Source organism: Paenibacillus sp. 3LSP (assembly GCF_032465655.1).
Classification (GTDB): Bacteria; Bacillota; Bacilli; order Paenibacillales; family Paenibacillaceae; genus Fontibacillus; species Fontibacillus barengoltzii.
On sequence record NZ_JAWDJI010000180.1, the window covers coordinates 1 to 19,695 of the forward strand.

Sequence of the window (19,695 nt, forward strand, 5' to 3'; positions counted from 1 at the left end):
GCTGGCAGCAGCAGCGCCAGCGCGAGGAGCGCCGCCGCCACAGGGGCGGCGCCGGTGCCGCCGAACCATCTCCGCCCGAGGCGGGAGAGGGTTCGGCGCGGCCGCGTGCGGACGCTGACGCGCACGCGGGTCTCCGGCGGCACCACTTGCAGCAGCGGTACCGCCGGCGGTGCCCCGGGCCCTGCCGTAAGCTTCACCCTGGCCGTGCCTTCATGGACCGCACTAGCAATCCCCGCACGCCCGTGTTGCTCGACTCCTCCTTTTCCACGTTCTTCACTTAACTCCGTCGCTTGTTCCAATTTCGGTTGAACCTTCATCATAGATACGGGCGCCGGCTTCTTCGTCGCATTCGCCCCGTCATCCCTTAAAGGCTGGCTCACGGCCTGATGACTTATGGGAAGATGGCTGCTTTCTTTTTGGCTTTGCTTGACCTCTCGACGAGGTGCCACATTGACTTTGACTGCTTGAGATCGTTCCTGCATCGATGGATTCCCCCCGCCCTCATCATGCTGCCTTACTAGCGAGCTAGTAACCTAGCTTTCTGCCCTTATATCGTTTGCCCGCTATACTTATAGATATGAGTTTTGAGGGATTGCTAGAACATCAAAAAGACCCGATTTCTCGGGTCCCTTGCAAAAGCTCCTAGATTTTATAGAAACGATCAACCTTGGTCTTCCATCTTGTTCAGAAACGGAGCCGTCTTCTTATAGGTTTCGCCCCATTCCTTCATTTGGATAATGATCGGAATTAAAGTTTTGCCAAATTCCGTTAAGGAGTACTCCACCTTCGGAGGGACCTGGTGGTACACCTCGCGATGAACGACGCCATCCTCCTCCAGTTCGCGAAGCTGCAGCGTCAACATCCGTTGGGTAATCCCGGGGCAAATTCGGCGAAATTCGTTGAATCGAATCGGCCCGTTCATCAAATGATATAACAAGACCCCTTTCCATTTGCCGCCAATCACATCCAGCGTGAACTCTACCGGGCAAGCTTCATCGTTGGGACAAAAGCCATAGCCGCTCTTGCGATTGCGCATTGCTGCATCCCTCCACAATAGTATACAAATGTGTACTACATAACATTAATGTGCGTACTTCCCATTTTAGTGCATTACATTTACATTAACAATAGAAAAGGAGGAGGTATACTATGGCGAATCAAACCATGAAAGCCGTTGGATTCTATAACTATTTGCCCATCGATCACCCGGAGAGCTTGTTGGATCTCGAGATCGACAGACCTGTTCCAACCGGTAGAGATTTGCTGGTCAAGGTTCACGCGATCTCCGTCAATCCCGTCGACACGAAAGTGCGAAAACCCAAAAGTAAAGTGGAGTCTTCCCCCCGAGTAATCGGTTGGGACGTTGCAGGCATCGTTGAAGAAGTGGGGCCGGACGTGACCTTGTTTAAGCCGGGGGACGCCGTGTATTATGCCGGCAGCATCACCCGTCCTGGAGGAAACAGCGAATTCCACCTGGTTGACGAACGGATCGTTGGCCGCAAACCTGCTTCCCTGGATTTCGCCGAGGCAGCTGCTCTCCCATTGACCGCAATTACCGCATGGGAAGCATTGTATGATCGCTTAGGCATCTCCAAAGACGCCAACCAGAATGCCGGAAAAACCATTCTAATCATAGGCGCTGCTGGAGGTGTAGGCTCTATCGCTACACAACTGGCCAAGCATGCCGGTCTTACGGTCATCGGCACAGCTTCCCGTCCTGAATCGGTCAAATGGGTAAAAGAGCTCGGGGCAGATGCGGTCATCACTCACTTTGAACCTTTTGTCCCTCAACTCCAAGCAATGGGAGTTCAACATGTCGACTATATCTTTTGCCTGAATACGACCGAAAAACACTGGAAGAACATGGTCGACGCCATTGCTCCTCAAGGCAAAATCTGCTCAATCGTTGAGACGGATGAGCCCGTCAACATCTCCCTGTTGCAGCAGAAAAGCGTCACCTTCGTCTATGAGCTCATGTTCACTCGCCCGATGTTCCAAACGGAGGATATGATTGAGCAGCATCATCTGCTGAACGCTTTGGCTGATTTGATCGATCAAGGTGTGATTCGTTCGACCGTGGCAGAGAAGCTCTCTCCCATCAACGCCGCCAATCTCCGCAAAGCCCATGCGCTCCTCGAGTCCGGAAGAACCATCGGCAAAGTAGTGCTGGAACACTTCAGTTAAAGAAAAAAACCATGCCTTCGGCATGGTTTTTTCATACATCTATGAACTTCAGCTTAAGCCCAAGAGGGCTGAATTTTCAAAACGGGGATTTCCTCTTTGGCGCTAGCTGATACTTTCTCGGTTTCCGGAGCGGTCTCTTCGACCGAAATCCGCCAAATGTCCGCGCCCAAGCCGGACAGCTTCTCGGCCAAATCCACGTATCCCCGGTCGATATGATGCGTCCCGCTGACTTCCGTTGTCCCGTCCGCTACCAATCCAGCTAAGATCAGTGCCGCTCCGGCACGAAGGTCGGTGGCGCATACCTTGGCTCCGCTGAGCTTGTTGCTCCCGGAAATAATTGCACTGCGTCCTTCCACCTTAATGTCGGCATTCATTAAACGGAACTGATCGACATGCATAAAGCGGTTTTCGAATACCGTTTCGGTAATGACACTCGCTCCTTCGGTTACGAGCAGCAGGGCCATCATTTGCGCCTGCATATCTGTTGGGAAGCCCGGATACGGTAATGTTTTTACATCCACTGCTTTTAGCGGTTTGTCTGCGATCACACGTACGCCGTTCTCCTGTACTTCTACGGTGACGCCCATTTCCTCCAGCTTGGAAATCACCGGTCCCAAGTGATCCGCGATCGCCCCTTCGACAAAGACGTTCCCGCCAGTAATTGCCGCAGCGACCATAAACGTTCCTGCCTCGATCCGGTCCGGGATCACCGTATGCTCGCAACCACGCAACCGTTCGACGCCTTCAATCCGAATCATACCCGTTCCCGCTCCGCGGACAACGGCTCCCATACTGTTCAAATAATTGGCCAGATCAACGATTTCCGGCTCTTTCGCTGCATTTTCAATAATGGTTGTGCCTTCCGCCAAGGTTGCCGCCATCATAATGTTCTCCGTTGCGCCTACACTGGCAACGTCCAAATAAATCTTAGCCCCGCGGAGGCGGCCGTTCGACTTGGCTTCGATAAACCCGTGGCCGATGGTGATTTCTGCACCCATCGCTTCGAAGCCTTTCAGATGCTGGTCAATCGGTCTGGTTCCGATCGCACAGCCACCCGGGAGGGAAATCCGGGTGAATCCCATTCTTGTTAACAATGGACCCATGACAAGAAAAGACGCCCGCATCTTTCGCACCCATTCATAAGGCGCCTCGCAAGAAGTGATTTGCCGCGCATCGACGGTAATGACCTCTCGGTCATACTTAACAGCTGCTCCTAGCGACTCCAACACTTTATTAATGGTCATTACATCGTCAAGAGGGGGTGCATCGCGAATGACGCTGACTCCTTCTTCACCCAGTAAAGACGCTGCAATGATCGGTAGCACTGAATTTTTAGCACCGCTGACTTTTACGTTCCCGGCCAAAACATTGCCACCGCGGACGATAAATTTGCTCATCATGGTTCCCTCCGCGCGTTCATTTTCACTTTTTTTCCCGATTTGGAAAAAGATTTACCTGGTTCAATCCCTAAATTTCATCATATCACCGGTCATTTAAGGCACACAAGGCTCCAATCTTGTCGAAAAAGCGTGTTTTGGCACAGAAATCGCTTCTTGCCCAGATTATGGACATGCTCTCGAGTTGTAGTCCTTATTCACCATTGTTGACACAATGAAATGATGTTATTCGACAATTTCCTTCCTGATCTGTCTGTAGACGAACTCCACAAACACTCAGTTAACACTCATACGTGCTCAAAGTTAAGCTCAAAACATATACTTCAGCATTTGGGTATATTGCCAATAATCCATAATAAAAGCAGCTACGAAACGGCCTAGTACAATGGCGAGCAGCAGATGCAGCAGCTTGCCTTGCGGGCTCTTGGGGTGACGAATGAATAGATCCAGCTTCAAGTTCTGCAGGGCCAGCCACGACAGCACCACGCAGGCCAAGGAGACGAGGATCGCTGTCAAGCCGTTTACCCCCACTGAAGACGCTACCTGATCGACGGGATTCATAATAAATCCTCCATCACGTTTATATTTATGCAGCAAGTACCTAAACGGTTAATTCTTCTCCACTAGACGCTGTCACATTGATCCAAGATGCGTTAGGTTCGTATTTATATATCGGTGTCGATCCTGTAAAAATATAGACCTTATATATCATACTTGGCATCGCCGCAATAATCCAGCTTTTCTTTGTCATGCAAAGGCTTCCAACGGCATCTATTACCAAAATATCATTCTGACGTCATTCTGTAAGAAAAAACAGGCACCCCTAAGAGGTGCCCGTTATTTTGCAGTCTATTGCTGTTTGCGGTTGGTGACCACGTTAATCCGGGTGACCGCCCGCTGCAACGCGAGCTCTGCACGGCGATGATCGATACGATCCTGGTTGCTGCGATTCGCCAAACGGCGTTCCGCACGCTCACGTGCCGCGATGGCCCGCTCCAGATCGATCTCCTCCGGCAGCTCTGCGCTCTCGGCAAGTACGATCACCTTATCGCCCTGTACTTCGATAAATCCACCGTGTACGGCGATGTACGTCTCTTCCTTGCCGATTTTCGCAACCACCGGGGCAACTTGCAGCGGAGTCACGAGCGGGATATGGCCCTTCAAAACGCCAAATTCCCCTTCAACGCCGCGGACCGTCAAGCTGTCAACCTCTTTCGAGAACACCACATGCTCCGGCGTAACGATTTCCAATAAAAAGGTGCTCAAGTGTTATCCCTCCTGTTCGTGGGACAGTTCATTTCTGAAGCATCCGGATTCGGCTTCGAATTACAGCGTTTTGGCCTTTTCGACAGCTTCTTCAATCGTTCCTACGAACAGGAACGCTGCTTCCGGAAGATCGTCATGCTTGCCTTCCAAGATTTCTTTGAAGCTGCGGACCGTCTCGGCGATCGGCACATATTTCCCTTTAATTCCCGTAAACTGCTCAGCCACGTGGAATGGCTGCGACAGGAAGCGTTCGATTTTCCGGGCACGGGCAACGAGCGTTTTATCGTCGTCGGACAATTCATCCATACCGAGGATCGCGATAATATCCTGCAGTTCTTTATAACGAGCCAAGATTTGTTTTACGCCTTGGGCTACGGCATAGTGCTCTTCGCCTACGATTTCCGGCGTCAAAATCCGCGAGCTGGAAGCCAGCGGGTCTACGGCCGGGAAAATCCCTTTCTCGGAAATTTTCCGTTCCAGGTTCGTCGTTGCGTCCAAGTGAGCAAACGTTGTAGCTGGAGCCGGGTCGGTATAGTCGTCCGCAGGAACGTAAATCGCTTGAATCGAAGTAACGGAACCTTTCTTCGTCGAAGTGATCCGTTCTTGCAATTGACCCATTTCCGTTGCCAGCGTCGGCTGGTAACCTACTGCGGAAGGCATCCGTCCGAGCAACGCGGAAACCTCAGAACCCGCTTGCGTAAACCGGAAGATGTTGTCGATGAAGAGCAATACATCGCGGCCTTCTTGGTCGCGGAAGTATTCTGCCATCGTCAGACCCGTCAAGGCTACGCGAAGACGTGCACCTGGCGGTTCGTTCATTTGACCGAAGACCATCGCCGTTTTCTCGATAACGCCGGATTCCGTCATTTCCATGTAAAGGTCGTTCCCTTCACGGGTACGTTCCCCTACACCGGCAAATACGGAGATCCCGCCATGTTCGTGAGCGATGTTGTGGATCAATTCCTGAATCGTAACGGTTTTACCTACGCCGGCACCACCGAACAAGCCGATTTTACCGCCTTTGGCATAAGGCGCCAGCAGGTCGATAACCTTGATCCCGGTTTCCAGCATTTCCGCTTGCGTCGACAGATCTTCAAACTTCGGCGGTTCGCGGTGAATTGGGTATCTCAATTCGCTGTTGGTTTCACCCTTGTTATCAATCGGCTCACCCAGCACGTTAAATACGCGGCTCAATGTCGCCGAACCGACCGGAACCGAAATCGGTGCTCCTAAGTCGATTGCTTCCGTACCGCGCACAAGGCCGTCTGTCGAGGCCATTGCGATACAACGAACGAGGTTATCGCCCAGATGATTGGAAGCTTCCAGAACCAAAGCAGACTGGCCGTCTTGCTTCTCAATTTTAATTGCGTTATAGATTTCCGGGAGTTGACCGCGCTCAAATTCGATGTCAACAACCGGACCCATTACGCTGACAACGCGTCCTTTGTTCATCTTCGTTTCCCTCCTAAAATTGCTGCCCGGAACGATCAGCCTTGTGCGTTAGCTCCGGCCACGATCTCCGTAATTTCTTGCGTAATCGCCGCTTGACGAGCGCGGTTGTACGTCAGGGTAAGTTCATTAATCATCTTCGTCGCGTTTTTGGTCGCGCTGCCCATTGCAGTCATTTTCGCACCAAGCTCACTGGCTTTACCGTCAAGAAGCGCACCAAAGATCAACGTTTCGGCATATTTCGGAAGAAGCACTTCTAATACGCCTTCCGGCGAAGGTTCATACTCATAGCTGCTGACCGGCGCTTCGCTCTCCACCGAATCAAAGGGGAGAAGGCGCTCCACGGTTGGCAGTTGGGTAATCGCATTGATGAACCGGTTATAGCAAACGTAAATTTCGTCGAATTGTTCAGTTTCGAAGCCTTGCACCGCTGCATAGGTCAACGACTTAATATCCGCAAATCTCGGAGAGTCCGAAAGCTCAGTCACTTCATGAACAACCGGATAATTGCGGCGTTTGAAATAATCTCTGCCTTTACGGCCGATAACAAACAGTTCGTATTCCGAAGCCGAGGCGTGGCGAGAACGGATCAGATCCGTCACTTTCCGCAAAATATTCGCGTTATATCCGCCAACCAAACCGCCGTCGGACGTAATCACGATATACGCGGTCCGCTTGACCGGACGCGACACGAGCATCGGGTGACTAACGCCTTGAGAGGCAGCCGCGATGCTGGATACTACCTCTTTCAGCTTCTCTGAGTATGGCCGAGCCGCTTGCGCTCTCTCCTGCGCTTTACGCAGTTTCGCCGAGGCTACCATTTCCATCGCTTTGGTGATTTGCCGGGTGTTCTGAACGCTTTTAATCTGACGCTTGATTTCGCGCATCCCTTTTGCCATGATTTCACCACCTTAAAGTTTTGGCGAAGCCAAAACTAACTTCGTAAGCATGAGCCTAACTTTGGCAGAGCCAAAGTTACTTCGTAAGCATGTGCTTAGTTTTGGCGAAGCCAAAACTAACTTCGTAAGCATGAGCCTAACTTTGGCCTGACCAAAGTATTTTTTACACATAGGCGTAAACCGGCATTGCGCTTAGCCAAGGCCGGTTTGCCGCAAGAACATTCTTATGCCGTAGTCGCGAAACCGCGTTTGAATTGCTCGATTACTTCTTTCAGCTTCGTTTCGTTCTCTGGCGTCAGATCCTTGGTGTCGCGGATCGACTGCAGAACATCGTCATGCTGATTTTGGACAAAAGACAGGAATTCCGCTTCGAAGCGGCGCACGTCAGCCAGCGGGATATCATCCAGATACCCTTTGACTGCGGTATACAAGCTGATGACTTGTAGTTCAACCGCCAACGGTTGGTTAACGCCTTGCTTCAGGATTTCCATCATACGCGAACCACGGGTCAACCGAGCTTGCGTCGATTTGTCCAGATCAGAACCGAACTGGGAGAACGCTTGAAGCTCGCGGTATTGGGCCAGGTCCAGACGCAACGTACCGGCAACCTTCTTCATTGCCTTGATTTGCGCGGAACCGCCAACCCGGGATACGGAGATACCCACGTTAACCGCTGGACGTTGACCGGAGTAGAACAGGTCGGACTCCAGGAAGATCTGACCGTCGGTAATGGAAATAACGTTTGTTGGAATGTACGCCGATACGTCGGAAGCTTGCGTTTCGATAAACGGAAGCGCCGTGATCGAACCGCCGCCAAGCTCGTCGCTCAGTTTGGCTGCACGTTCCAGCAGACGGGAGTGCAAGTAGAAGACGTCACCCGGATACGCCTCACGGCCCGGAGGACGACGGAGCAGCAAGGAAAGTTCGCGGTAAGCAGCTGCTTGTTTCGACAAATCGTCATAAATAATCAGGACATGCTCGCCTTTGTACATGAAGTACTCAGCCATAGCTACCCCAGCATAAGGAGCAATGTACAGAAGCGGTGCCGGTTCCGAAGCGGAGGCCGATACCACAATCGTGTAATCCAGTGCACCGTGGCGACGAAGCGTTTCAACAACGCTAACAACGGTCGACTGCTTCTGACCGATCGCTACGTAAATACATTTCACGCCATTGCCTTTTTGGTTGATGATCGTATCGATGGCAATCGCCGTTTTACCGGTTTGACGGTCACCGATGATAAGCTCCCGTTGACCACGACCGATCGGAACCATCGAGTCGATCGCTTTAATCCCCGTTTGCATTGGTTCATGAACCGATTTCCGGTCGATAACGCCCGGAGCGTTATTTTCGACTGGACGGAATTCCGTCGTTTCAATCGGTCCTTTCCCGTCGATCGGTTGACCGAGCGGGTTCACAACGCGGCCCAGCATCGCTTCGCCGACAGGAACCTGCATGATTTGGCCGGTCCGTTTCACTTGATCGCCTTCGCGGATTTCGCTGTAAGGGCCGAGGATAACGACACCCACATTGCTCTCTTCCAGGTTCAGAGCAAGACCAAAAATGCCATTTTCAAACTCGAGCAGCTCGTTTGCCATCGCGTTCTCAAGTCCGTGAACACGGGCGATACCGTCACCAACTTGAATAACGGTGCCGACTTCAGCTACTTCGATTTCCGATTTATATTGTTCGATCTGACTTTTAATCAGTGTACTGATCTCTTCAGGTCTGATACTCAAGTGTTTCACCCCTATCTACAGTGCTTGTCTTCGAAAAGACTTTTCAAGCCGTTCCAATTTCCCGGCCAAGCTTCCATCGTACAACGTGTCGCCAATTCGTACTTTCATTCCGCCAAGCAACGATTTGTCGATCACGTTCTCGACGCGAATCTTCTTATTTAAGAGGGCGCCGAACTCCGCAGCAACCTGCTGCTTCTCCTCTTCGCTAAGCGGGTAAGTCGTTGTTACTAACGCATTGGCAAGCCCAAGCGCTTCGCTGGAAATGCTCACGTAAGCGTCTACCAGCTCCGGCAAGAGCCCGATTCTTCCGCGTTCTACCAGAAGCTTCACCGTCGAAACTACAGGTTTGGACAGTTTGCCTTCAATCGCATTGGAGATGGCTTCCCATTTCGCCGATTCCGTAATCTTCGGTGAGGCAAGAAAATGCTCAATATCCCCTGCCTGGAAAGCAGCCGCCAGCGCTTTCAGCTCTTCTTCAACTTCCAGCGTCCGGCTTTCCGCCGCAGCGATCTCATACAATGCTTTGGCATACCGTTTTGCAGCTACGGTCTCGCGGCTCATGAGCGGCCACCGACCTCTTTAAGGTACTTGTCAACCAGTTCGCCTTGAACGCTGTCTTCGCTGACTTCCTTCTCGATCAGCTTGGATGCGATCTTCACCGACACAGCGCCCACTTCGCTGCGAAGTTGTTCCACCGCGCGGTTCTTCTCGTTCTGAATGTCGCGTACCGCTTCTTCTTTCAAGCGGGCCGCCTCGTTCTTGGCTTCCTCCAGCATTTGAGCGGCTTGCTTGCTGCTCGTCTGCTTGGATTGTTCAATAATTTCATACGCCTCTTTGCGTGCTTGCTGAAGGGCAGCTTTTTGCTCCTCCACATAAGCATTTGCCTGTTCACGTGTTTGCGCCGCTTCACTCAGCTGTTGCTGAACGAGTTCACGACGCTTCTCCATCACGGAAAACAGCGGACCAAATGCGTATTTGTTCAACAAGAAGTATAAAATCCCGATCGCAATCAATGCGAGGACGGTGTTTTCCCATACGAATTCCAAACTCAAGTCACTCCTTTCCGAAGCCTATCCGCATATCGCGTATCGCCCGCCCTGGGCTAAAAAGAAGGCGAGGACGTCTGTGGCCTTCCCCGCCATTTCTTTTCTAAAAATCTTATTAAGCCTGACCAAAGAACATAAATGCCAGGACCACGCCGATGATCGGAAGTACCTCGATCAAACCTACGCCGATAAACATCGTTGTTTGCAGAGTGGACTTCGCTTCAGGTTGACGAGCGATCCCTTCAACTGTTTTGCTGATAACCATACCGTTACCCAGCGCTGCGCCAAATGCGCCCAAACCTGCTACGATAGCTGCTGCTAATAATGCCATTGCTCCCATTTTGTATATCCTCCTTAAGTAAAATCAATTTTTATAGTTCAGTCAGGTTGAAGTCGTTCTCCAATCCGTAACTTGAAACTTAGACTAGCTTATGCGGGCTTCCAAACACTGCCCGGTTAATGCTCTTCGTGACTTTCCAGGTTTTGCGAGATATAAACCATCATCAAGATGACAAAGACGAAAGCCTGGATAGCACCTACGAAAATACTGAATCCATCCCATACCATCAAGAGCGGAACGGAGAAGATCGCACCAACCACGCTTGCTTTGGCCAACGTCATAATGGTGGAGATCAGTACCTCGCCTGCGAAGATATTCGCGTAAAGACGAACGCCATGCGTTACCAGCTTCGAGAGCTGCTCAATCAAGTTAATTGGTAGAAACAAAGGATAGGGCTGAACGTAATGCTTAAAATAATTTCTCGTGTTTCTCACCATCCCTAAACCGTGGGACAATGTGAAGACGAGCAAGGCCAGACCCATCGTTACGCTGAGATCAGCTGTCGGCGATTTCCACCATGCCACCTCGGCGTGAGCTTCCTCACCAGGATGCTTCTCGTGCTCTTCCGCAAGCACCTTCGTAACCGAAGTGATTTCCTGACCGAAAATTTTCGCTTTCGCCGGATCATCATACTCCGTTACGACCCCAAACAGAAGCCCTAGCATGTTGGCGACAAAGATAAACATAATCATCGTCATGGCCAGGGAGAGAAAAGGTCTTCCCTTCTTCAGATCCATGGTGCTGGAGATCAAGTTCTGAACGAACTCAGCTGCCCACTCCATGAAATTCTGAAGCTTGCCGGGATTCTCTACGGATAGATTCCGAGTCGCTAGACGCGCGATGACGAACACGATGGTGCAGGTCACCACCAGCATCAAGATGATGGACAAGTCCAAATGCAGACCGCCCAACTCTATGACCGGAGCTTCATGCATGTTTTCTCACCCCCATTCCAAGTTGAAATGCTATCAAGCTTTAAGGCTTACGAGAAAAACGAATACCTATAAAAAGAAGAAAAAATTGCGCAAAAACCAGACTGCCGGCAACCGCATACACGTTAAAATACTGCGGATATTTCATTGCGGCAAAAACCGCTAGAACCGCCAGTGCTGCACGGGTTAGAAACCCCATGTTCAACCGCTTCGAACCACCGTTAACCGCGGCATCTAGCACTTGCCGGACTTTGCGGCCTAAGTAAACCGCGTTAATCCAGCTTACCGCTGAGCCGAGCGCGATGCCGAGCATGATGCTTTGATACTGCGGCAATAAAGCGCCTCCCAGAAAACACAGGGCCAAGAAACCTAGGGTTCCGGCTGTTAGAGCGCGGTTGTATTTCGAGAGCTCATCCATCTTTTCCTCCCACAACCGACTTAATTAGAGCGACAATGCCGACAATACCCGCTGCAATGCCGATCAGAACCCCAAGGCCAATGCCCAGTCCATTCTTGAACCACAGCTTATCCAACCAGGCGCCAAGGAAGTAACCTCCCACAGCGCACACGGCAAAGTTCGTTCCTAAAGCGGTTACCACAGCGACAGCCTTCCATACGCTGTTGTTGTTTTTATCAGGTTTAATCGGGTCTTTCATCTCAAATCACCCTAATAATCCCAATTTATTTTACTAATTGTGAAGAGTTATTGTCAATTGAGGTTTTTTAGTGATTTAAAGCCATGAAATGCTAAATTTGCCCTTGCAATCCTGAATAAAACGCATACAGCGTACAGTAATACTGTATACTTTTTTGGGCTCGCGATCAAAACAAATTTTCGCTAGTTTGTGAACTTTCTGTGAAATTCCCCCGGACGATCCTTCAAAAATCCAAAATGGTGACAAATCGCATTGACAATTCTTTGAGATGCTTGTCCATCACCGTACGGATTCGCTGCCCGGCTCATCGATTCGTATAGCTTCTGATCGCTAAGCAACGCCTTTGTCCGTTCATAAACCATCTCCTCATTTGTGCCGACTAACTCCAGCGTCCCCGCTTCGATCCCTTCGGGCCGCTCCGTCGTATCACGAAGCACCAGCACCGGAACACCAAAGGATGGTGCCTCTTCCTGCAAACCGCCCGAATCCGTAAGTATCAAATGCGTGTGAGGGTAGAAGTTGTGCAGATCCACCACATCTAATGGATCAATAAGTTTAATACGGGGATGATCACCTAAGGTTGCATAAGCCGGCTCCCTTACCGCAGGGCTCGGGTGAACCGGGTACACGATGGCTACATCCTCAAACTCATCGGCAATTCTTCTTACGGCGCGGAAGATATTCAGATGCGGTTCGCCTTGCGACTCGCGGCGGTGCGCCGTCATGAGAATAAGCCGCTTTCCAGCGGCCCAGTCCAGCACAGAATTTGTGTAATTCGGCTGTACTGTATATTGAAACACATCTGTCACCGTGTTGCCTGTGACATATATAGCTGACTCCGGTTTATTTTCCTTACGTAAATTTCCAGCTGACCATTCCGTCGGAGCAAAATGAAGATCGGCCAAAACGCCGGTCAGCTGACGATTCATCTCTTCCGGATAAGGGGAAAGCTTGTTCCACGTCCGCAACCCGGCCTCGACATGCCCCACTTTAATTTGCTGAAGGAAAGCGGCGTAACTTGCCAAGAAAGTCGTTAACGTATCACCGTGCACAAGCACAATGTCGGGTTTGGCCTCCTTCAGGACGCCCTCCAATCCTTGCAGCACACGAATCGTAATTTCGTTCAGCGTCTGGTTGGGCTTCATGACGTCCAGATCATAGTCCGGAACGATCTTAAAGACGTCCAGCACCTGATCAAGCATTTCACGGTGCTGGGCCGTTACACACACCACCGATTCGATTTTGTCGGGATGCTTCTGCAGCTCCAGAATCAGCGGCGCCATTTTAATCGCTTCGGGTCGAACGCCGAAGATCGTCATTACTTTAATCTTGCTCACCCTACTCAATTCCTTCCATATAGAGGTAATCAAAATAAGTTGTTGTCGTTTGGTATGCGGCAGCAATGAACTGTAAAAGATACCGTTAATTTTGGAATATCCGGCATAAGTGCCTCGATTAGCTGTAAAAGCTACCGTTAATTTCGACGCAATTCCGCATTTTCGCTGAGATCGGCCAAATTAGAGGTAGGATTTACTGTTATTTCTCTTCATTGCGCAAATAATAGAAAATTAACGGTACAATTTGCCGTTAAACCGGCCCTATGCCCTACGCCTTCGCCCCAACCATCTCCTAAGACGTTGGAGTTCCTATTCAGACGTTTGACTTACTTCGTGCCGTACAACCGGTCACCGGCATCGCCCAAACCCGGAATAATATAGCCGTGTTCGTTCAGATGGCTGTCCAAAGCCGCTACATAAATGTCTACGTCCGGATGCTCATCATGCACCGCCTTAACCCCTTCCGGCGCGGCGATCAGGTTCATCATTTTGATCTGCGTGCAGCCGCGATTCTTCAACGCGGTGATCGCTGCAATAGCGGATCCCCCGGTGGCCAGCATCGGGTCGATCACGATCAGCTCACGCTCCTGAACATCCGTAGGAAGCTTGATGTAATACTCAACTGGCTGCAGCGTATCCGGGTCACGGAACAGGCCGACATGTCCCACCTTCGCCGCAGGAAGCAGCTTCAACACTCCGTCCAGCATGCCCAGCCCGGCGCGGAGAATCGGAATCAGCCCCAGCATCCGACCCGAAATGACCTTCGACTCGGCCTCAGCAACCGGCGTCTGCACTTTGATCGACTCCAGCGGAATGTCCCGCGTAATTTCGTAGGCCATCAATGTCGCTACTTCATCTACCAGTTCACGAAAATCCTTCGTGTTTGTGCGCATATCGCGGATAAAAGTCAGTTTGTGTTGAATCAAAGGGTGATCACATACCACCAGTTTTCTCATATTTCGTTCTTCCCTCCGGTTTTATTGCTAAGTCTTTACTTGCTTGTTCGTTCCCATTCTTCGAACGTCCACAAATCTTGTCTATTATATCACTCCAAGATGGCATTTTCACCCTCACGCCAACTTGTCAGAAAGCCGTCATAAAAACGTCACTCATCCTTTAAAAGATCCGTCAGACGTAACCAAGAGATCCATCCTTGACCAGAAGTGAAACGCCAATAAGCCGGGAGCACATGCTCCCGGCTTGATTAGGAGGCCTAACCTGCCATTGTCACGATTTCATTAATACTGCAGGTTCGGATACAGCGGGTACCGATCCGTTAATGCCGACACCTGTTTACGCGCTTTATCCAACACCGCTTCGTCCTTCGGCGATTTCAGCACAGTAGCGATGATCTGCCCGATTTCCTTCATCGCTTCCTCATCCATGCCGCGGGAAGTCGCCGCCGGCGTACCGATGCGGATACCGCTGGTGATGAATGGGCTGGTTGGGTCAAACGGAATCGCATTTTTGTTCACCGTGATCCCGATCGAATCCAGAACATGCTCGGCGTCTTTCCCTGTGATGTTCAGGTTGCGCGTATCCACCAGCATCAGGTGGTTATCTGTGCCGCCGGATACGATGTTAAGGCCTTCGGACATCAGCGTTTCCGCCAGGACTTTAGCGTTCTTCACTACATTTTGGGCATAAGTTTTAAAAGAAGGCTGAAGCGCTTCGCCCAAGGCTACTGCTTTCGAAGCAATCACGTGCATCAGCGGGCCGCCTTGCGTACCAGGGAATACCGCTTTGTCAATCGCGGCTGCCCAAGGCTGCTTGCACAGAATCATCCCGCCGCGTGGTCCGCGCAGCGTCTTGTGGGTGGTGGTCGTCACAAAATGAGCATGTGGAACCGGGTTTGGATGCAAGCCCGCAGCCACAAGACCGGCAATATGCGCCATGTCGACCATAAACAACGCACCTACGTCGTTGGCGATCGAAGCCAGCTTCTCGAAATCGATGATCCGCGGATATGCGCTCGCCCCAGCCACGATCAGACGTGGACGATGCTTAAAAGCGGCTTTGCGCACTTCATCGTAATCGATCAAGAACGTATCTTCTTGTACCCCATAAGCCACGAAATTATAGTACAAACCGGAAGCGTTGACCGGGCTGCCGTGGGTCAAGTGACCGCCATGCGCCAGGTTCATCCCCAACACGGTGTCGCCAGTTTTGAGGGCAGCCAGGTAAACCGCAAGGTTCGCTTGTGCTCCGGAATGCGGTTGAACGTTGGCGTGGTCAGCGCCAAACAATTCCTTGGCCCGATCGCGGGCGATATTTTCCACGATGTCTACGCGTTCGCAGCCGCCGTAATACCGTTTGCCTGGATAACCTTCAGCGTATTTGTTTGTGAGCACGGATCCCATCGCTTCCATAACCGCCTCACTGACGATGTTCTCGGAAGCGATCAGCTCAATGTTGTTACGCTGACGCTTGAGCTCCAGATTCATAGCCTCCAGTACCGCTGGATCTTGCTTTCTCAAATTTTCCATCTTCCGTTGTCCTCCTTAGAATCTAATCTATACTTAATCGCAAAGCGTGGAATCCGAATCCGGCGGCAGCGTATAAACGGCTCGTTCCCCGCCGATCAGCTTCGGACGGGTCGTCGCTGCTGTAACGCGTGCTTGCCCAACCAGGCGCAGTGAAGGACGAAAAGGCACCGCCACCCGCCGCAAATGCATGCCGATCAGCGTTTCGCCGATATCGATCCCGGCATGGGCTTCAAGCGTCTCGGCCAGGCACGGGTCCGACAAACGCCGATAGGCTGCAGCGGCCATCGAACCGCCTGCCTTCGGCACGGGAACCGCAGCAACTTCCGTCAAGGAAAATCGCTCCAGCACCGCCCGTTCAACCACCAGCGCACGATTTAAGTGCTCGCAGCATTGAAAGGCGACGTCAAAGCCGTATTTGGCCCGAACCTGTTCAATTCCCGCCCACAGCTCAGCCGCGATGTCCTCAGCTCCGCTCGTGCCAATTCGTTTGCCCGCCACTTCACTCGTGCTGGCCCCAATGACCAGCAGCTTCCCCGGACCCAGATGAGCTGCAACGGCTACTTCCTCTGCAATTGTTGCTACCTGTGCCCGCAGGGTACCGAGCTCTTCCTGTTCCATGTGATGCCAGCTCCTTTCTCCGCAAACCAAACAACATGTCACAAAGACTGTCCTTATTATATCAGAGAAAGGCGAACCGCAAACGGATGTCCGTCCGCTTCGTTCAAACCCAACCAACAAAAAAAGAGCATAACGCAACTGACGTGCGTCGTGCTCTTTGCCCAGGCGACCGGCCGTATTCTCCGATGCTCCATCGTGGTTTGATCCACTCTTGTCGCCAGTTACATCGGAGCTAAAACTTCTGCTATTAGAATAAAGCATCCGCGCAGCAAATGCAACTGGTTTAATGCCCCTCGCCGCGCTCCAGCTTGGCGATCAGCTTCTCCAGCGCTGCGCTGATCTCCGCCGCCGTTCGGTCGTAGTCTGCTCGCGAACCGCCAAACGGATCGGAAATATCGAACGCGGGCAGCCGAAGATGCAGCTCATCCAGTCGCCGCTGCTGCTCCGCAGGCCACTCCTTCCCCAGCGCTCGCGCCAGCTCCCGATCCGCCGCAAGGCGTCGGAACTCCTCCAAGGTAGCTAATATGGAGGCGTCTTCTTCAACGTATTCTTTTAATGTAAATATTTTATCGGCTGTCTCCGGAAATGAATGAATCACCTGGCGCTTATGCCCTTGCGTCAGCGTCAGAATCAGATCAGCCCACTCCGCCAGTTCGGCATAAAGAGGGGTAGATTCGAAAGTCTCTTTAATCCCCCTGTCCCGCAACACCGCTTCCGCATGACGGGAAATGGAGGCCCCTTTCATGGCGGCTACGCCAGCCGAGCGGACTTCCACGTCCAGCCCCCGGTCCCGCGCCAGCTTGCGCAGCATCCCTTCGGCCATCGGGCTGCGGCAGGTATTTCCGGTACATACAAACAAGATGCGCATGCCCTTTCACCTCCATATTCAGCGGGAAAGCTTACCCGCGTTTGGACCTTATTTTATCACGAAAGGCCTCGGTTTCAAAAGATAAACAATAGTCCAAACGCCAGCAAGATTGCTCCGCCAGCCGCCTCCCCGTAATCGCCCAGCGAACGCCCCACGCCTCGTCCCATCGCCAGTCCAAGCAAGGACATGATCCCGCCAAAAAATCCAAAGGCCAGCACCGTCAGGAGCCAGTCTCCATGGAACATGCCCAGCGACACCCCGACGGAAAACGAATCGATGCTGACGCTTAACGAAAATAGCAGCGCACCTAACCAAGTCCGATGGTTGATGGACTGTACGCCGCTGCCTTTGATTGAGCTGACGATCATATGCGTGCCAAGCAGGAATAGAAGTCCGCCTGCCACAAATCGTGCCAAGCTTCCCAGCAGCGCACCGACATACTGTCCCGCTGCAATTCCCAACAGAGGCATTAACACGTGAAAGAGAGCCACCATCGTCCCGATGCGGAACGCATCTTTCCGCCGGACTCCCTTCATGCCGATGCCGACACCCAACGATAAAGCATCCATGCCCAGCGCAATCGCCATCAGCAGGATCGTCACCAGCTCTCCCAGCCGCTCATAAGCCTCTGCCATAACCGAAAGTCCCCTTTGTCCGTCTTTTGTACAACCATATGCGGACAGGTCCCGGTTCATGACTTCACGCGGCCTTCTTTGTGCGTTCCTATCAAGTGCGCCCCACCAATAACGGTGAACTCCCCACAGCAGAGGAGCTCCTATCAATGGAGGAATTCCCTCCAACAATTGAAGAACTTCCATCAACAATGGAGGAGCCCCCCAACATTAACGGAACTCCCCCAGCAATGTGAAATTAGCGGTAAAAGACGGCGTTATTTTCTCAACACATGGGAAAAATTGGACAAATAACGGTATTTTGTACCGCTAAATTGCCCTTTAGAAGCCTGTAATCCCGAAATCCGCATAAATAACACCATGATTTACCGCTATTTACTCAAAACAGAACCTTACCTCTAATAATAACGTCACTTTTTACCGCTAAAAGCTGCAACCATCGTCGCACGTGCCTACACAGTACCAAGACATCGTAAGCTTCACCCATTAGTTCAGCAGGCGAAACGTTCATTCCACTAATCCTCCCAACCGCCGAACAAATCAATCTGATGCGGTGGAAGCTCCCGTGGCGATTGACCCAGCAGGCCCATCATATCCAAAGCGTTAGATGCTGCATCCCCGCCGGAATTGTTGTTAAAGATCATACAGATTTCCTGGGTCCCTTTGCTGAGCAGCTGGTTCAGCATGTCAACCCACTCCTGCAACTCCTCCAGCGAGTAACGGTACAACGTGCGAATCTCCCGCCAATTGGGCGCGCTGGCTTGACTCCAACCCGCAGCATTTCGTCCATGCATGCGAACGATCGTTAACTCAGGGTCAGTGGGCTCCAGCACCGTGGGTACGGAGCCTTGACCGATCTGGGGCTCATCGCAAACGATATGGATCCAGCCCTCCTGCCGCATGAACTCCAACGTGCGTTCTCGGTTAGCGGGCGTGAACCAGCTTTGATGGCGAAACTCCAACGCCAGCGGCAAGTTGCCCATCCATTTACGGATTGCGCGCAGCTGCCGGACATGCTCCGCCGTGCAATCGAACCAAGGTGGAAATTGGAACATTACAGCTTTGAGCCGGCCCGACTCCACCACCGGGTGAATCGAATCGAGATAGGCCTGGAACATCTCTCCGGGACCGCCAAAGGGCGTTTTCCCTCGGCTATGTCCAGTCATCCCTTGGTACGCTTTGATAATAAACGTGAAATCGGACGGCGTCTCCGCCAACCAGCGGCGATAGACCTCCTCGCCCAGTACAGCATAAAACGAACTGTCCACCTCGACCACGTTAAAAAACTTCGCGTACCAAGCGAGCTTGTCTTTGGCCGGCGTTCGGGCAGGGTATAAATCGTCATGATCGCCCCAGCCGGCCAGGCCGATGCGGATCATGACCTCACCCCCTGCCCTCTTCCGAATCTCCGCCGGCCTCAATCACCCGGTGACCGGCAGCTTTCAGCAGCCGGTTCATCACCGCCGAGCCGAGCCCGTCTTCGGGGCAGGCTTCGGCGAGAATGTACGTGACGCCGCAATCGTCGAAGCGGCGGAGCGCAGCGTAGAGACGGTGCGCCGCCGTCTCCAGCTCGTCCTCGCGGCCGAGCGAGAGCGCACAGTCGGCGCGGTAGGACGGGAGGCGCTCGTCGAAGGCGAGCACGCCCGTCTTCTCCCCGCGCGCCGCGGCCGCCGCGAGCTCGGCCTGGATGCGGTCCGCCACCCGGTCGGCGGACCCGCGCACAATGTGCAACACGCCCTGCGGCGCATAGTGCGTGTACTTCATGCCCGGCGCGCGAGGCGCAGCCGCCGGGCCAGCGCATATCCCAGCGCTGTTTTGAAGTACCTCAGGGAAAACTTAACGTATA

22 protein-coding genes, 1 pseudogene and 1 riboswitch are annotated in these 19,695 nt (G+C 52.2%); of the genes and pseudogenes, 1 reads left to right on the forward strand and 22 read right to left on the reverse strand.

All coding sequences use genetic code 11. The annotated features are described in order from the left end of the window. Positions 1-482, reverse strand: a 482-nt coding sequence (locus tag RW092_RS15400) for a hypothetical protein (protein ID WP_316010621.1), incomplete at its 3' end; no start/stop codon positions are given. Positions 483-661: 179 nt separating this feature from the next. Next, positions 662-1,036, reverse strand: a complete 375-nt coding sequence (locus RW092_RS15405) for a winged helix-turn-helix transcriptional regulator (RefSeq protein ID WP_028538167.1) — start codon at positions 1,034-1,036, stop codon at positions 662-664. 113 nt (positions 1,037-1,149) lie between these two features. Between RW092_RS15405 and RW092_RS15410 the strand changes: the two genes are divergently transcribed. Further along, complete coding sequence (locus RW092_RS15410; protein WP_316010622.1) at positions 1,150-2,184, forward strand: zinc-binding alcohol dehydrogenase family protein; 1,035 nt, start codon at positions 1,150-1,152, stop codon at positions 2,182-2,184. A 53-nt stretch (positions 2,185-2,237) separates the two neighbouring features. Here the strand turns inward: RW092_RS15410 and murA are convergent, their stop codons facing one another. The 20 genes and pseudogenes from murA to RW092_RS15510 form a co-directional block, all read right to left on the reverse strand. Continuing rightward, the gene (murA, locus tag RW092_RS15415; protein ID WP_036699475.1) at positions 2,238-3,581 is read right to left on the reverse strand and encodes a UDP-N-acetylglucosamine 1-carboxyvinyltransferase; all 1,344 of its coding nucleotides are present in this window, start codon (positions 3,579-3,581) and stop codon (positions 2,238-2,240) included. Between the two features lie 309 nt (positions 3,582-3,890). Beyond that, positions 3,891-4,142: a DUF1146 family protein gene (locus tag RW092_RS15420; RefSeq protein ID WP_016314167.1), complete on the reverse strand. Its 252-nt coding sequence runs from the start codon at positions 4,140-4,142 to the stop codon at positions 3,891-3,893. A gap of 288 nt (positions 4,143-4,430) precedes the next feature. Then, on the reverse strand, positions 4,431-4,847 hold the full coding sequence (locus RW092_RS15425; RefSeq protein WP_016314168.1) for a F0F1 ATP synthase subunit epsilon: 417 nt from the start codon (positions 4,845-4,847) through the stop codon (positions 4,431-4,433). Between the two features lie 60 nt (positions 4,848-4,907). After that, entirely contained in the window at positions 4,908-6,299 is a 1,392-nt protein-coding gene (gene atpD / locus RW092_RS15430) for a F0F1 ATP synthase subunit beta (protein ID WP_016314169.1), read from the reverse strand. 35 nt (positions 6,300-6,334) lie between these two features. Beyond that, the gene (atpG, locus tag RW092_RS15435; protein ID WP_016314170.1) at positions 6,335-7,195 is read right to left on the reverse strand and encodes an ATP synthase F1 subunit gamma; all 861 of its coding nucleotides are present in this window, start codon (positions 7,193-7,195) and stop codon (positions 6,335-6,337) included. 224 nt (positions 7,196-7,419) lie between these two features. Next, positions 7,420-8,934 (reverse strand): F0F1 ATP synthase subunit alpha, encoded by a 1,515-nt coding sequence (gene atpA / locus RW092_RS15440; RefSeq protein WP_016314171.1) that lies wholly within the window; start codon positions 8,932-8,934, stop codon positions 7,420-7,422. Positions 8,935-8,949: 15 nt separating this feature from the next. After that, positions 8,950-9,495, reverse strand: a complete 546-nt coding sequence (locus RW092_RS15445; RefSeq protein ID WP_009223741.1) for a F0F1 ATP synthase subunit delta — start codon at positions 9,493-9,495, stop codon at positions 8,950-8,952. Then, a complete protein-coding gene (gene atpF, locus RW092_RS15450; RefSeq protein WP_009223740.1) occupies positions 9,492-9,980 on the reverse strand; it encodes a F0F1 ATP synthase subunit B in 489 nt (162 codons plus the stop codon). The genes RW092_RS15445 and atpF overlap by 4 nt, the downstream gene beginning before the upstream one ends. Positions 9,981-10,095: 115 nt before the next feature. After that, positions 10,096-10,320: a F0F1 ATP synthase subunit C gene (atpE, locus tag RW092_RS15455; protein ID WP_009223739.1), complete on the reverse strand. Its 225-nt coding sequence runs from the start codon at positions 10,318-10,320 to the stop codon at positions 10,096-10,098. A 116-nt stretch (positions 10,321-10,436) separates the two neighbouring features. Then, the gene (gene atpB / locus RW092_RS15460; RefSeq protein ID WP_009223738.1) at positions 10,437-11,255 is read right to left on the reverse strand and encodes a F0F1 ATP synthase subunit A; all 819 of its coding nucleotides are present in this window, start codon (positions 11,253-11,255) and stop codon (positions 10,437-10,439) included. Between the two features lie 40 nt (positions 11,256-11,295). Next, entirely contained in the window at positions 11,296-11,670 is a 375-nt protein-coding gene (locus tag RW092_RS15465; RefSeq protein WP_009223737.1) for an ATP synthase subunit I, read from the reverse strand. Next, positions 11,663-11,908, reverse strand: coding sequence for an AtpZ/AtpI family protein (locus RW092_RS15470; protein WP_009223736.1), 246 nt, complete (start codon positions 11,906-11,908; stop codon positions 11,663-11,665). Before RW092_RS15470 ends, RW092_RS15465 begins: the two co-directional genes overlap by 8 nt. A 182-nt stretch (positions 11,909-12,090) precedes the next feature. Next, complete coding sequence (gene wecB, locus RW092_RS15475) at positions 12,091-13,245, reverse strand: non-hydrolyzing UDP-N-acetylglucosamine 2-epimerase (RefSeq protein WP_316010623.1); 1,155 nt, start codon at positions 13,243-13,245, stop codon at positions 12,091-12,093. Positions 13,246-13,571: 326 nt separating this feature from the next. Further along, positions 13,572-14,201 (reverse strand): uracil phosphoribosyltransferase, encoded by a 630-nt coding sequence (gene upp / locus RW092_RS15480; protein WP_260071016.1) that lies wholly within the window; start codon positions 14,199-14,201, stop codon positions 13,572-13,574. 282 nt (positions 14,202-14,483) lie between these two features. Next, positions 14,484-15,731, reverse strand: coding sequence for a serine hydroxymethyltransferase (glyA, locus tag RW092_RS15485; protein ID WP_028538174.1), 1,248 nt, complete (start codon positions 15,729-15,731; stop codon positions 14,484-14,486). A 33-nt stretch (positions 15,732-15,764) separates the two neighbouring features. Continuing rightward, positions 15,765-16,349 carry a TIGR01440 family protein gene (locus tag RW092_RS15490; protein WP_016314174.1) on the reverse strand — a complete coding sequence of 195 codons (585 nt, stop codon included), beginning with the start codon at positions 16,347-16,349 and terminating at the stop codon, positions 15,765-15,767. Positions 16,350-16,501: 152 nt separating this feature from the next. Beyond that, positions 16,502-16,584, reverse strand: a riboswitch (ZMP/ZTP riboswitch). Positions 16,585-16,632: 48 nt separating this feature from the next. Next, entirely contained in the window at positions 16,633-17,217 is a 585-nt protein-coding gene (locus tag RW092_RS15495; protein WP_016314175.1) for a low molecular weight protein arginine phosphatase, read from the reverse strand. A gap of 74 nt (positions 17,218-17,291) precedes the next feature. After that, entirely contained in the window at positions 17,292-17,852 is a 561-nt protein-coding gene (locus RW092_RS15500; protein ID WP_036625975.1) for a manganese efflux pump MntP, read from the reverse strand. A gap of 512 nt (positions 17,853-18,364) precedes the next feature. Further along, positions 18,365-19,228: a DUF72 domain-containing protein gene (locus tag RW092_RS15505; protein ID WP_028538176.1), complete on the reverse strand. Its 864-nt coding sequence runs from the start codon at positions 19,226-19,228 to the stop codon at positions 18,365-18,367. Between the two features lie 4 nt (positions 19,229-19,232). Next, positions 19,233-19,634, reverse strand: a pseudogene (locus tag RW092_RS15510) (Sua5 family C-terminal domain-containing protein); the annotation flags it as partial. Positions 19,635-19,695: the final 61 nt, after the last annotated feature.